7 protein-coding genes are annotated in these 13,956 nt (G+C 67.1%); 4 read left to right on the top strand and 3 right to left on the bottom strand.

Features of this window, described 5'->3' with window-relative positions:
• Positions 1-33 precede the first annotated feature (33 nt).
• Positions 34-1,032, bottom strand: a complete 999-nt coding sequence (locus tag AC5P74_RS14980) for a polyprenyl synthetase family protein (RefSeq protein WP_053496880.1) — start codon at positions 1,030-1,032, stop codon at positions 34-36.
• Between the two features lie 214 nt (positions 1,033-1,246).
• Between AC5P74_RS14980 and AC5P74_RS14975 the strand changes: the two genes are divergently transcribed.
• A complete protein-coding gene (locus tag AC5P74_RS14975; RefSeq protein WP_053496882.1) occupies positions 1,247-2,860 on the top strand; it encodes an alpha-glucosidase family protein in 1,614 nt (537 codons plus the stop codon).
• 326 nt (positions 2,861-3,186) lie between these two features.
• Here the strand turns inward: AC5P74_RS14975 and AC5P74_RS14970 are convergent, their stop codons facing one another.
• Together AC5P74_RS14970 and AC5P74_RS14965 are read right to left on the bottom strand one after the other, a co-directional pair.
• Positions 3,187-5,943, bottom strand: coding sequence for a TonB-dependent receptor (locus AC5P74_RS14970; protein ID WP_495204996.1), 2,757 nt, complete (start codon positions 5,941-5,943; stop codon positions 3,187-3,189).
• A 250-nt stretch (positions 5,944-6,193) separates the two neighbouring features.
• Positions 6,194-8,245: a glycoside hydrolase family 97 protein gene (locus AC5P74_RS14965; protein WP_253136516.1), complete on the bottom strand. Its 2,052-nt coding sequence runs from the start codon at positions 8,243-8,245 to the stop codon at positions 6,194-6,196.
• Between the two features lie 237 nt (positions 8,246-8,482).
• Between AC5P74_RS14965 and AC5P74_RS14960 the strand changes: the two genes are divergently transcribed.
• The 3 genes from AC5P74_RS14960 to AC5P74_RS14950 are packed head-to-tail and all read left to right on the top strand — an operon-like array spanning position 8,483 to position 13,883.
• The gene (locus AC5P74_RS14960) at positions 8,483-10,684 is read left to right on the top strand and encodes a glucosidase family protein (protein ID WP_346607578.1); all 2,202 of its coding nucleotides are present in this window, start codon (positions 8,483-8,485) and stop codon (positions 10,682-10,684) included.
• A complete protein-coding gene (locus AC5P74_RS14955; protein ID WP_346607579.1) occupies positions 10,681-12,168 on the top strand; it encodes an MFS transporter in 1,488 nt (495 codons plus the stop codon). Before AC5P74_RS14960 ends, AC5P74_RS14955 begins: the two co-directional genes overlap by 4 nt.
• Positions 12,168-13,883, top strand: a complete 1,716-nt coding sequence (locus AC5P74_RS14950) for an alpha-amylase family glycosyl hydrolase (protein WP_346607580.1) — start codon at positions 12,168-12,170, stop codon at positions 13,881-13,883. Before AC5P74_RS14955 ends, AC5P74_RS14950 begins: the two co-directional genes overlap by 1 nt.
• The last annotated feature ends 73 nt before the right edge of the window (positions 13,884-13,956 follow it).

Genomic DNA, 13,956 nt, shown 5'->3' with positions numbered 1-13,956 from the left:
GGTGCCGACCGTTGGTCGGCACACCTCAGCCGGTCAATGCGAGCGCTGCACCGCGTAGCGGGCCAGGCCGCGCAGGGCAGCCACGGCGTCATTGTCGCCCAGGCCGTCGAGCGCACGCTCGGCGGCTTCGGCGTACTCTTCGGCACGGCGGCGGCTGTACTCCAGGCCGCCGGTAGCGCGGATCGCGGCCAACACCTCCGGCATCGCCGAGGCATCGCCGTCCTGCACGATGGTGCGCAGGCGCTCGCGGGTGGCGCCGTCGGAGTGCGCCATCGCGTGGATCAGCGGCAGCGTCGCCTTGCCTTCGGCCAGATCATCGCCCAGGTTCTTGCCCAGCTCGTCGGCGTTGGCCGAGTAGTCCAGCACGTCGTCGGCGATCTGGAATGCGTAGCCCAGGTGCATGCCGTAGTCGAACAGGGCCTGCTGGGTCGCCTCATCCACGCCGCTGGCCAGCGCGCCCAGGCGGGTGCCGGCGGCGAACAGCACCGCGGTCTTGCGCTCGATCACGCGCAGGTAGGCGGCTTCGTCGGTATCCGGGTTGTGCACGTGCAGCAGCTGCAGCACTTCACCCTCGGCGATGCGGTTGGTGGCATCGGCCAGGATCTGCATCACCGGCATGCGCTCCAGCTCGACCATCAGCTGGAAGCTGCGCGAGTACAGGAAGTCGCCCACCAGCACGCTGGGCGCGTTGCCCCACAGCGCGTTGGCGGTGCTGCGGCCACGCCGCAGGCTGGACTCGTCCACCACGTCGTCGTGCAGCAGGGTAGAGGTGTGGATGAACTCGATGATCGCCGCCAGCTGGTGGTGCTCCGGGCCGGCCTGGCCGACCGCGTGGCCGGCCAGCATCACCAGCATCGGGCGCAGGCGCTTGCCGCCGGCGGAAATGATGTGGTCGGCGATCTGGTTGATCAGCACGACGTCCGAGGACAGCCGGCGCCGGATCAGGGCGTCGACGGCGGCCATGTCGGCCGCGGCAAGCGACTGGATCTGGGGCAGGCCCAGGGCGGGACGGGTGTCTTCGGTGATGGTCATGCGATCAGGCTTTCAGGCTCACCATCGATTATAGGCGCTGGCCGTGGATTCGGGCGCAAACCGGTCCGAGCGGCAATTCCAGCCCGGCCTGCGCGGCCCTTCGCGTGAATACGTATGCAGGTTGCGCCATGCCCGCGAGGCCACCGCTAAGCTTGCCGGATCAGGATTTCGGCCCGCTGCCGGCGGGTCCCGCATGCCCGGAGGGGGGCTGTCGATGTCGCACTATCCATGGTGGCGCGGAGCCGTCATCTACCAGATCTACCCGCGCAGTTTCCTCGATGCCAACGGCGATGGGGTGGGCGACCTGCCGGGCATCATCGAGCGCCTGGACTACATTGCCGCGCTGGGCGTGGATGCGATCTGGATCTCGCCGTTCTTCAAGTCCCCCATGGCCGACTTCGGCTACGACATCGCCGACTATCGCGACGTCGACCCGCTGTTCGGCAGCCTGGACGACTTCGACCGCCTGCTGGCCAAGGCCCACGGCCTGGGCCTGAAGGTGATGATCGACCAGGTGCTGAGCCATACCTCGATCGAGCATGCCTGGTTCCGCGAGAGCCGCCAGGACCGCAGCAATCCGAAGGCGGACTGGTACGTCTGGGCCGACCCGCGCGAGGACGGCACCCCGCCCAACAACTGGCTGTCACTGTTCGGCGGCTGTGCCTGGCAATGGGAGCCGCGCCGCGAGCAGTACTACCTGCACAACTTCCTGGTCGACCAGCCGGACCTGAACTTCCATCACCCGGACGTGCAGCAGGCCACCCTGGACAATGTCCGCTTCTGGCTCGATCGCGGCGTGGATGGCTTCCGCCTGGATGCGATCAACTTCTGCTTCCACGATGCGCAGCTGCGTGACAACCCGCCCAAGCCGGCGGAGAAGCGGGTGGGGCGCGGCTTCAGCCCGGACAACCCGTACGCTTACCAGTACCACTACTACAACAATACCCAGCCGGAGAACCTGCCGTTCCTGGAGCGCTTGCGCGCGCTGCTGGATCAGTACCCGGGCGCGGTCAGCCTGGGCGAGATCTCCTCGGAGGACTCGCTGGCGACCACCGCCGAGTACACCCGCGATGGCCGCCTGCACATGGGGTACAGCTTCGAGCTGCTGGTGAACGACTACAGCGCGGCCTACATCCGCGACACGGTCTCACGCCTGGAAGCGGCGATGACCGAAGGCTGGCCGTGCTGGGCGGTTTCCAATCACGACGTGGAGCGGGCGGTCAGCCGCTGGGGCGGCCATCCGGCTGACCCGCGCCTGGCGCGGATGCTGGTGGCGATGCTGTGCTCGCTGCGCGGTTCGGTCTGCCTGTACCAGGGCGAGGAGCTCGGCCTGGCCGAGGCCGAGGTGCCATTCGAGGCCCTGCAGGACCCCTACGGCATCACCTTCTGGCCGAACTTCAAGGGCCGTGATGGCTGCCGCACCCCGCTGCCGTGGACCGATGCACCGCTGGCCGGCTTCACCAGCGGCCAGCCCTGGCTGCCGATTCCGGCCGAGCACCGGGCGGCGGCGGTGGCCGTGCAGGAGCGCGATCCGCTCTCGGTCCTGGCCGCATTCCGGGCCTTCCTGGCCTGGCGGCATACCCAGCCGGCCCTATTGCATGGCAGCATTCGATTCATCGAGAGCGCCGAGCCAGTGCTGCTGTTCGAGCGTATGCTTGCAGATGAAACCCTCCTGCTGGCCTTCAACCTGTCGGCCGAGGCGGTGACCCATCCGCTGCCGCCGGGCAACTGGCAGCAGGTGGCGGTACCGGGCCCGGATGCGGGCACGGTGCAGGGCAACGAACTCCAGCTGCCGCCGCGCGCGGTGTATTGCGCCCGACGCAGCTGACCGTTTTCTCCGGTGGCGGTACTTGCGGGGACGGGGCCGAAGCGCCCCGTCCCTTTTTTGTGGGTGGGATTCCGGTGAAAGGCATCCACGCATGGCGTGGATCTACCGGCCCGTTGACCTCGTGCCGCGCGAAGGTCGCCTCGCCCGTTCAGTAGATCCACGCCATGCGTGGATGGGCCTTGCCAACCAACGGCCGGCATCCACGCAAAAGAAAACCCGCTGCCTGCGCAGCGGGTTTCCGGTCCTGCTCCCTTTGTGTTGCCGGCCAGCGGCCGACGCTACCGGGTTCGGGGTGCCAGCCAGCGGCCGGCACGACCCGGCCGTGATCAGAACTTGTAGTTCACGCCCAGCATGTAGGTGCGGCCCCACTCGATGTACTCCAGCGGGCGGTCCTTGCTGCCGGCGTAGGTGCGGTACGGCTCGTTGGTCAGGTTGCTGCCCTGCAGAAGCAGGGTCAGGCCACGCAGGGCACTGCTGTCGCTGAAGGTGTAGCTGACCTGCGCATCGGTCACGTTCTCGCCGACAACGTAGCGCAGGCTGCGGTTGCCGTTGAAGTTGCCGATCTCGCCGATGAAGTCCGAACGCCGGCGCTGGCTGACGCGTGCTTCAAAGCCGCTGCGCTCGTAATACGCGGTGAAGTTGTACACGCGCTTGGACAGGCCCGGCAGGCTGATCGGATCACTGCCCACGCTGGAGGCGCTCTCCGGGTCCAGGATGGTGATGTCGCTCTTGTTGAAGGTCGCGCTGGCCTGCACACCGAAGCCACGCAGGCTGTCGGTCAGCATCTCCAGCGGGAACGATGCGGTCAGTTCCAGGCCCTTCAGCGTGCCGCCCTTGCCGTTCTGCGGGGCGGAGAAGGTGCCGGTGGTCAGCACCGGTGCCGTCATGCCCGGCGGCGGCACGTAGCTGCCCAGCAGCGCGGTGAAGTCGTAGTTGTCGACCGACTGGGTGTAGACGTAGCTCTTCAGGTCCTTGTAGAAGATCGCGGCGGCCACGTAGGCCTTCTCGCCGAAGTACTTCTCATAGGACAGGTCCAGCGCGGTGGCACGCCACGGGTCCAGCAGCGGATTGCCGCCGCTGCCGCCGGGGCGGCCGGTGCCGGTGTCCACGCCGAACTCCAGGCCGGCGCGCATCTGGTCCACACGCGGGCGTGCGACCTGCTTTGCAGCGGCGAAGCGCAGCGTCTGCTGGTGCGGGAGCAGGAAGGCCAGGTTCAGGCTCGGCAGCCAATCGTTGTAGGTGCGGCCGTTCGAGTACGGCTGCACGTTGTTGCCGGCCGACTGCGAGCTGTCCCAGTAGCGCGAATCCGAACTCTGGTCGGTGTGCTGCATCTGCACGCCGATGTTGCCGCGTACGCCGACTTCACCGATGTCGGCGTTGATGTTCAGGCGCGCCCAGGCGGTGGTGATTTTCTCCCGTACCGTCCACGACTTGGGAATCAGGTAGTCCAGGTTGTCGACCGGGTTGAAGGTCATGTAGCGGCCCACTGCGGCCGGCACGTCCCAGGCCGGGATGGTGCCGAGGCCGGCGAAGCCCAGGTTGACCGGGCGGTACTGCAGGTCCGAGGCGATGTTGGCGTCGCCCTGCGCCCCCAGCAGGATGTTGCCTTCGGACTGGGTCTTCACCTTGCGGCGGTCGGCGTAGTTCACGCCGATGTCGATGTCCGGCGCCCACGACGCGAGGGCATCGGGCAGGGCAATGGTGGCGGCCAGCTTGCCACCCTTCAGGCGGTCTTCCACCTTCGGCACCTTGCCGTAGCCGGAACCGTAGATGGTGTTGGTCAGGAACAGGGCGTCGGGGTTGGAATAGTTCAGCCCTGGGCTGATCTGCGAGAACCCGTCCTGGCGGATCGTCACGCCGACCGTATCCAGTTGCGGCATCGGGGTCAGCTGCAGGTTGTTTTCCAGGTTCAGCTCGTCGCGCGTGGCCTTGGAGTAGTTCAGGTCGGCGACCAGCTTGACGCCACTGAAGTTGAACTCGTTGTTCCAGCCGAACGCATCGATCTTGTCCTTGCGCTTGTTGTACATGCCGCGCACCAGCGGATACACGCCACTGGCAGTGCCACCGGTGAACGAGCCATTGGCGTTGACCTGCGGGTTGCTGACCAGCAGGCCCGGGGTGTAGTTGCCGTTGTAGTTGCTGAGGTTCAGCTCGAACTGGTTGGCGGTGTCGATCTGCTCGGCTTCAGTGTGGAATGCATCGAAGGTGCTGGTCCAGCTGTTGTTCGGCCGGAACTGGATCGTGGCCATCACGCCGTCGCGCTTGTTGTTGCCGGTGCGGCGCAGCGCCTTGATGCCATCGGAGAAGTAGGTGCCGGCACCCACGCCCGGACGGTCGCCCTTGTCGGTGTGCTCGGTGGTCCACGGTTCGTACAGGCCGACCTGGTTCTCCTGGATCGGCATGTCGCTGTGCGCATAGCCGATGGCGATGCCCAGGGTCTTGTCCAGGAACTGGTCGATGTAGCTGGCGCTGAAGCGGTTGCCGTACGGATCGGTGTTGGCCGCGCGGCCCAGCGAGCTCTTCTGGTAGCGGCCACTGACCGCGATCACGCGCTCGCCGAAGCTGAGCGGGCGAGCGGTCTGCATGTCGATGGTGCCCGACAGGCCCTGTCCGACCAGCGCCGCGTCCGGGGTCTTGTACACGGTCACGCCGTTGACCAGTTCGGACGGATACTGGTCGAACTCGACGCCACGGTTGTCGCCGGTGCTGACCACTTCGCGGCCATTGAGCAGGGTGGTGGCGAAGTCCGGCGACAGGCCGCGCACGCTGATCACCTGCGCACGGCCGGCAACGCGCTGGGCGGCCAGGCCGGGCAGGCGCGAAATGGACTCGGCGATGCTGACGTCGGGCAGCTTGCCGATGTCTTCGGCGGAGATCGCTTCGACCACAGAGGTGGCGTCCTGCTTGACCGCGATCGCGCTCTCGATGCCGCGGCGGATGCCGGTGACCTGCACCGTATCGAGGTTGGTGGCGGCGGTGCCGGCCGGCGTGGTGGTGCTCTGCGTGGACTGTGCCGACGCCAGCGTCGGCGCCAGGACAACGGCCAGCGCGATGCTGAGCGCGCTGCGCTTGTGGTTCAACATTTTCCCCTCCCAGGCAATGTTGCAGATCGATTTGTGAGCGTTCCGGCGGCGCCGTGAACGTGCGACGCGGTGGCCGCTGTCGTCGCCGCTATGGTAGGCAGCGCGTTCTTCGCGGGAATCACCCTGCATACGTATTCAATGGCGTCTGCAGGGATGTAATCGCTTTCAGGTACTGCTTGCGGTAGTGCCGGCCGCTGGCCGGCATCACGATCAGCGGGTTGCCGGCCAGCGGCCGGCACTACCCGGGCATTCACAGCGGCGTGAAGCGAATGGCCTGGCCACCGCCTGGTGCCAGCACCAGCGTCAGTGCATCGGCGCTGGTCACCTCGCGGGTTTCACGCATGAACGCGAATGGATTGCTGCGGAAATCCGCGCCCTCGCCATCGCGGTAGATCTCGGCGCGGTAGCGTACGCCCGCTTCCAGGAAGCCCAGCGATACCGGCAGCACGCGGCCGTGCTCGTCGGTGATGCTGCCGAGGAACCAGTCGCGGCTGTTGCGGTCGCGGCGCACGATCGTCACGTAGTCACCCACTTCGCCATCGAGCACGCGGCTCTGCTCCCAGTCCACCGCCACGTCCTCGATGAAACGGAACGCCTCGCGATGCTGCAGGTAGTGTTCGGGCAGGTCGGCGGCCATCTGGATCGGGCTGTACAGCACCACGTACAGCGCCAGTTGGCGGGCCAACGTACTGGGGATGGCCTGGCCGTGGCGGCCCTTCAGGCTGAGGATGCCGGGGGTGTAATCCATCGGCCCGGCCAGCATGCGGGTGAACACCAGGTTGACCTCGTGCTCAGGCGGGTTCGGTGGCTGGCCCCAGGCGTTGTACTCCATGCCGCGAGCGCCTTCGCGCGAGATCCAGTTGGGATAGGTGCGGCGCAGGCCGGTATCCTTGATCGGCTCATGCGGGTTCACCGACAGGTGCCGGCGCGCGGCTTCCTGCACCACCTTCAGATGGTGGCGGGCCATGAACTGCCCGTCATGCCACTCGCGCCACAGTGGGCCCCCCGTGGGATTGCGGCGGTCGACCTGGCCGTCGTCGCAGACGTAGCCGGTCTTGAACTGGTCCACGCCCAGTCGTGCGTAGAAGTCCAGCGCGGCGCCCAGCTGGGCCTCGTAATGTTCGATGGCGCAGCCGGTTTCGTGGTGGCCGATCAGGTGCACACCCTTTTTCAGGCCATACGCCGACAGCGCTTCGATGTCGAAATCGGGCGTGGCACGGGTGAAATCGAAGTCGTAGCCATTGCCAACCCAGTTACCGTCCCAGCCCGGATTCCAGCCTTCCACCAGCACGCCGCGGAAGCCGTGTGCAGCGGCGAAATCGATCACCTTCTTCGTCTTGGCGGTGGTGGCCGCGTGCTTCGGCCCGGTCGCCCAGCTCTCGTTGTCCAGGTGCATCGACCACCACACGCCCAGGTACTTGGCTGGCTTCACCCAGCTCACATCGCCCAGCGCGTTGGGTTCGTTGAGGTTGAGGATCAGGTCCGATTCGACCAGGCCGCCGGCACGGTCGGCGATCTGCAACGTGCGCCACGGCGTGGCGAAGGGCAGGGTGCGGCGCACCTTCCAGCCTTCGGCCGAGGGCGACAGCTGCGCGCGCAGGCGCTGTCCCCCGCTGCGGCGCAGCCACATGCCGGCGTAGTCCACCAGCGCGGCCTCGTGAATGGCCACATGCAGGCCATCGCGGCTGCGCAGGGTCATCGGCGTATGCACCAGCGGTACTTCGTGCAGCGGGGTGCGCTGGTACAGGTACTCGTAGTGGATCGGCTCGCCGGCCGGGATCCACCACGCGGTGGAGTCCTGTGCGATGGCGAACTCGGTCAGCTCGTCATCGATGATGGCCTCGCGCAGATTCGGCTGTTCGGGGAACACGTAGCGGAAGCCGAGGCCATCGTCGTAGACGCGGAACACTACATCCAGCCGGCGCTTGCTGCCGGTGGTTTCGGCCAGCTGCACGGTCAGCTCGTTGTAGTGGTTGCGAGTGAGCCGGCGTTCGCCCCACGGCTGTTCCCAGGTGTCATCCACGCTGTGCCGCTGCTGGCCCAACAGGGTGAAATCGCGGTCTAGGCGACCGTCGCGCAGGGCGAAGCCGAGCTTCGAATCCTCCACCACAGTGTCGCCCAGACGCTCGACCCGGTAGCGGGCCGTGCCGCCGTCCAGCACCAGGCTGACCTTCAACACCTTGCCCGGCGATTCGACGCTGGCCACCTGGGGCGCGGCCTGTACCAGCGTGGCCCATCCGATCAGGGCCAGGCCCAGCATGTGCGCGAACACCGCGCGTACAGCAGTGGGTGACATCGGCAGTTGCCCTCCCAAGGCGCCGTTGGCAGACCCGGACCATAAGCCAGCGCGGCAGGTGCGCTACCGCGTGACGCCATGAATACGTATGCAACTGGACGCAGCCGACAGCCCCGCGTCTACCATGGGGCCAGGGCACCTTGAGGGAGGGGCCGCGCCCGCCCGCCGGCAACGTCGGTGCGGACCTACAACGCGTGCAGAGAGGGAGGGAGGCCGACGGGCGCAAGCCGGTCCGCCGCTTCGATGCTGAAGATCATTTGCCTGACCGCTGCCCTGGGGGCAGCGCAGGGATCGACCGCGCAGGCGGCCGACCTGCAATTCGATGGCCGCCATGCGCGTGCCGAAGCCGCTGCCAACGGCAGCTTCGTGCTGCATGCGCGCACACCGGAAGGGCGCGGCGAGGTGCGCATCGCGCCGATGCCGATGCGCAGCCAGACCGGCAGCGTGATGTTCGATGCCCTGTTCGCGCTGGCCCAGCAGGAGATGGACCAGGACCGCGTGGACGCGATTCGCGATCCCGCGTTCGACGAAGGCCGACCGGTGCCGTGCGAGTGCTTCCAGACCGGCGCGCGCTGGCCCTATGTGTGGACGCGCGATGTCAGCTTTGCCGCCGATCTGGCGCTCGCACGCCTGGACCCGAAGCGCACCCGGCAGTCGCTGCAGTTCAAACTGTCGGCGGCGCGCGACGGGCACACGCCCGGCCTGTTTGTGGCGCAGGACACCGGTTCCGGTGGCAGCTGGCCGATCAGCAGCGACCGCGTGGTGTGGTTCCTGGCGGCTCGCCAGTTGCTGGAGGATCGCGCATTTGCCGACCAGGTCTGGCAGGCGCTGCAGGGCACGCTGGCGCAGGACCGCGCGATGGTGTTCGACGCGCAGATGGGCCTGTACCGTGGCGAGACTTCGTTCCTGGACTGGCGCGAGCAGACCTATCCGGACTGGACCCGCGAGGATGTGCGCTTCATCGGTGATTCCTATGCACTGTCCACCAACGTGCTGCACTACCAGGCACTGCGCCTGGCCGAACGCCTGGCCGGGCAGCGAGGCGATGCCCGCGCGGCCGATTACAAGGCCTGGGCCGACGCATTGGCGCAGCAGATCGATGCGCGCTTCTGGCGCGAGGATATCGGCCAGTACATGAGCTACATCGGCGAAGCGGCGCACCCGGTGCCTTACGCCAAGGTCGATCTGCTCGGCCTGTCGCTGGGCATCCTTGCCGAGGTGCTGCCGCCCGAGCGCGCGCGGCGTGCGCTGGCAGCTTATCCGATGGGGCCAGCCGGCAGCCCGGTGGTCTGGCCGCAGGAAGCGCAACAGCCGATCTATCACAACCGGGCGATCTGGCCGTTCGTCAGTGCCTACTCGCTGCGTGCGGCGCGGCAGCTGGACGATGCGCCGCGCATCGCCGCCGAGATCCGCTCGCTGATGCAGGGTGCCGCGCTGGCCGGTTCCAACATGGAGAATTACGAGCTGGTCAGCCAGGCCGTGCATGTCGATGAAGGCGCGCTCAGCGGGCCGGTGGTCAATTCGGAGCGCCAGCTGTGGTCGGTGGCTGGGTATCTGTCGATGGTGCTCGAAGGCGTATTCGGCGTACAGGCTGACGGCCGCGTGCAGCCCAAGCTGCCAGCCGCGCTGGTCCCCGAACTGTTCGGCAAGCAGCGCCGCATCTCCCTGGAGGCCGATGGCAAGCGCTATGTGCTTGAGCGGCCGAAGCAGGTGGGTGATGGCCTGCTGGTGGCGGGCCAGGTAAAGACGCGTGGTGCCACCACCACCGTGCAGCTGGTGGCCACCGCAGCGGCACCGCGCAGCGTGGCGACGACGGCCGACGCCAATGCGCGCGCACCGGCCACGCCGGCCGCGCCGCAGGCGCGACGCAAGGGCAGGGGCTGGAACATCGAGGTCGCTGCCGGCCAGGTGCTGTGGCAGGACGGTCGCGCGCTCACCGCCAGCAATGGCCTGGCACGCATCGGTGACGATGGCCTGCAGCATTGCCTGAGCCTGACCCGGCGCGACGGCGCATTGGAATCGCTGCACAGCCCGATGGTCTGCGTCGGTCCGCAGCAGCGACTGAAGGGTGCCGAGCGCTGGCAGTTCACCTCGGCCAAGGCGGGGCAGGTGCGCCTGCGCCTGCAGTACAGCAACCCGAATGGGCCGATCAACACGGGCGTGACCGCCGCGGTAAAGCAGCTGGCGCTGCAGTGCCCTGGCCAGCCGTTGCAGCGGCACACCGTCACCCTGCCGCACAGCGTGGCCGTGCAGGACTCGACCTCGGCGACGTTCCCGGTGCCGAAGGGCCGATGCGCGGTTACGCTTGAAGAGGGCTTCAACATGAGCACACTGCAGCATTTCGCGCACTACACCGGGGGCAAGGGCGGGCGCGACGGCGTGCTCAACCAGGCGCAGGTGCAGGCGCTGACGGTGGCGCCCGTGGCTGTAGAGGGCGCACGATGAATCGCCCCGCCAAACCCCAGCTGTCGTTCTGGCAGATCTGGAACATGTGTTTCGGTTTTCTCGGCATCCAGTTCGGCTTCGCCCTGCAGAATGCCAACGCCAGCCGTATCTTCGAGACGCTGGGCGCGGACATCGACGCGGTACCGGGGCTGTGGATCGCCGCGCCGCTGACCGGCCTGCTGGTACAGCCGGTGATCGGCTACCTGTCCGACCGCACCTGGACGCGCTGGGGGCGGCGCCGTCCGTTCTTCATGATCGGTGCGGTGCTGACCACGCTGGCCCTGCTGGTGATGCCGAATTCGCCGATGCTGTGGATCGCGGCCGGCACGCTGTGGGTGCTCGATGCCTCGATCAACGTATCGATGGAGCCTTTCCGTGCCTTTGTCGGCGACCAGCTGGCGCCACGCCAACGTCCGGCCGGCTACGCGATGCAGAGCTTCTTCATCGGCGTGGGCGCCATCGTCGCCAGCTTCCTGCCGTTCATCCTGGCCCACTTCGGGGTCGCCAATACGGCCGCCGCCGGTGAGGTGCCGGACACCGTGCGCTATGCGTTCTACTTCGGCGCGGTGGTGCTGCTGGCGGCGATCACCTGGACGGTGGTCAGTACCCGCGAATATTCACCAGCAGAACTGGCTGCCTTCGATGATGCCGAACCGCCGGCGCATCATGCGGGAGCGGTGATCAACGGCCCGGCCCCATGGACGCGGGTGGCCCTGTGGCTAGGGCTGGGTGTGCTGTTGGCGCTGCTGATCACCTGGCGACAAGGCGACAGGATGCTGTACGTGCTGGCAGGCCTGTGCGCCGGCTACGGCCTGCTGCTGGCGGCCGCGCGCGCGTTGCCGGCCACGCATATGCTGGCCGCCATCGTCGGCGACCTGCGCGCGATGCCGGTGACCATGCGCCGCCTGGCGTGGGTGCAGTTCTTCTCATGGTTCGCGCTTTTCGCCATGTGGATCTACACCACTGCTGCGGTGGCCGGTACCCACTTCGGTTCGACCGATCCACAGTCGGCGGCCTACAACGAAGGTGCCAACTGGGTGGGCGTGCTGTTTGGCGCCTACAACGGCTTCGCCGCGCTGGCCGCGGTGCTGATTCCGCCGATGGTGCGTGCGATCGGCCTGCGTTGGAGCCACCTGGTCAACCTGTGGCTGGGCGCTGCCGGCCTGGTCTCACTGATGTTCATCCGCGACCCGCACTGGCTGCTGCTGTCGATGGTGGGTGTGGGTTTTGCCTGGGCATCGATCCTGTCGTTGCCGTATGCACTGCTGTCCGACAGCGTGCCGGCGTCGAAGATGGGCGTGTACATGGGCATCTTCAATTTCTTCATCGTGATCCCGCAGCTGGTGGCGGCCAGTGCGCTCGGCTTTGCCCTGCGCGCATGGCTGGGTGGCCAGCCGATGCATGTGCTGGTGTTGGGCGGCTGCAGCCTGTTCATCGCCGGCCTGTGCGTGCTGCGGGTTCCGTCCCGTCCGGAGGTGGTGTGATGCGTGGTGTTCTGGCTGTTGCCGTTTCCCTTGCCCTGTTCGCCGGCCAGGCCGTGGCCACGCCGCGCCCGGACTACGTCGGCACCACCGAACCGTTCGCCAGCGATGCGGTGTATTTCGTGGTCACCGACCGCTTCGTCAACGGTGATCCATCCAATGACCATCGCGACCAGGGTGGCGCGCACCGCACCTTCGACATCCCGGTGCCATGCCCGGACAAGGTGGATGGCAACATCGGCTATCTCGGCGGCGACTTCCGTGGTGTACTCGACAACGCGCAGTACATCCGCAACCTGGGTTTCGGCGCGGTATGGATCACGCCAATCGTGGACAACCCGGACGAAGCATTCACCGGCAGCAAGCCGATCAGCTGCACCAGCACGCTGACCGATCGCGGCAAGACCGGCTACCACGGTTACTGGGGCATCAACTTCTACAAACTCGACGAGCACCTGCCCAGCAAGGACCTGGACTTTGCCGGGCTGACCAAGGGCCTGCACGGTGCCGGCTTGAAGGTGGTGCTGGACATCGTCGGCAACCACGGTTCGCCGGCCTGGACCATGCCGATACGGCAGCCGCAGTTTGGCCAGATCTTCGACAAGGACGGAACGCTGATTGCCGACCACCAGAACCTGCCACCGCAGAAGCTGGACCCGAAGCACAACCCGCTGCACGCGTTCTACAACAACATCGGCCCGGTCGACAGCAAGGACGGCTCGATCTTCGACGGCAACCTCGCCGAACTGTCCGACTTCAACCAGGACAATCCGGCGGTGATGGACTATCTGGTCGGCGCTTACCTGCAGTGGACCGCGCAGGGCGTGGACGCGCTGCGCATCGATACCATCGGCTGGCTGCCGCACCCGTGGTGGCATGAGTTCGTCAAGCGTATCCGCGCCGAGCACCCGGGCATGTTCATGTTCGGCGAAGCCTTCGACTACAACGCGGCGACCATTGCCGAGCACACCTGGCCGGCCAATGCCAATGTCAGCGTGCTCGATTTCCCGCTGCGCGGCGCACTGGAACAGACCTTCGGCACCGCCGGCAAGGGCTTTGAGACGCTGGCCGAGCCGCTGCACCTGAGCGGTGGCCCGTATGCCAATCCGTACGAGCTGATGAGCTTCTACGACAACCACGACATGCCGCGCCTGCAGGCCAGCGACAATGGCTTCATCGACGCGCACAACTGGCTGTTCACCGCGCGCGGCATTCCGGTGGTCTACTACGGCTCGGAAACCGGCTTCATGCGTGGTCGCGCCGAGCATGCCGGCAATCGTGCCTACTTCGGCCAGCCGCGTGTGGACGCTGCGCCGCAGAGCCCGATCTTCGCGCCGCTGCAGCGCATCGCCAGGCTGCGCGCAGCCACCCCGGCGCTGCAGCGCGGCCTGCAGGTGAACGAGCGCCTGCAGGGCAACGAGGCGGTGTTCTTCCGCGTGCTGCAACAGGGCGAGGTCGCGCAGACCGTGCTGGTGCTGCTGAACAAGGGCGATGCCGCGCATGCCTTCGAGGTGGATCGCTACCTGCAAGCCGGCACTTGGCGTGACGCGCTGGATGGCGGCACGGTGAAGGTCGAGCGGCAACTGAAGACTGACGTGCCGGCGCATGGGGTAAAGGTCTATGTGCTGGACGCCACCGTGCAGCAGCCGGCACTGCAGGCCGAACTGGACAAGGCGATGGCCGACCAGCGGGCACGGGACCAGCGTCTGGGACGGTGAGGGCGCCGCCGGGCATGGCCCGGCGCTACCGCTCTGGTGGGTGCCAACCTCGGTTGGCACGCTCTTCGAGCAG

The sequence above is a fragment of the Stenotrophomonas sp. YJH_SMC_94-11 genome (assembly GCF_059370435.1).
Note: the sequence above shows the minus strand (reverse complement) of the source record. Positions and strands in the feature narration are given on the sequence as shown.

What these genes read in the sequence shown, in the direction of transcription:
- AC5P74_RS14980 (WP_053496880.1), bottom strand. Translation starts at nt 1,032, where the DNA reads ATGACCATCACCGAAGACACCCGTCCCGCCCTGGGCCTGCCCCAGATC.
- AC5P74_RS14975 (WP_053496882.1), top strand. Translation starts at nt 1,247, where the DNA reads ATGTCGCACTATCCATGGTGGCGCGGAGCCGTCATCTACCAGATCTAC.
- AC5P74_RS14970 (WP_495204996.1), bottom strand. Translation starts at nt 5,943, where the DNA reads ATGTTGAACCACAAGCGCAGCGCGCTCAGCATCGCGCTGGCCGTTGTC.
- AC5P74_RS14960 (WP_346607578.1), top strand. Translation starts at nt 8,483, where the DNA reads ATGCTGAAGATCATTTGCCTGACCGCTGCCCTGGGGGCAGCGCAGGGA.
- AC5P74_RS14955 (WP_346607579.1), top strand. Translation starts at nt 10,681, where the DNA reads ATGAATCGCCCCGCCAAACCCCAGCTGTCGTTCTGGCAGATCTGGAAC.
- AC5P74_RS14950 (WP_346607580.1), top strand. Translation starts at nt 12,168, where the DNA reads ATGCGTGGTGTTCTGGCTGTTGCCGTTTCCCTTGCCCTGTTCGCCGGC.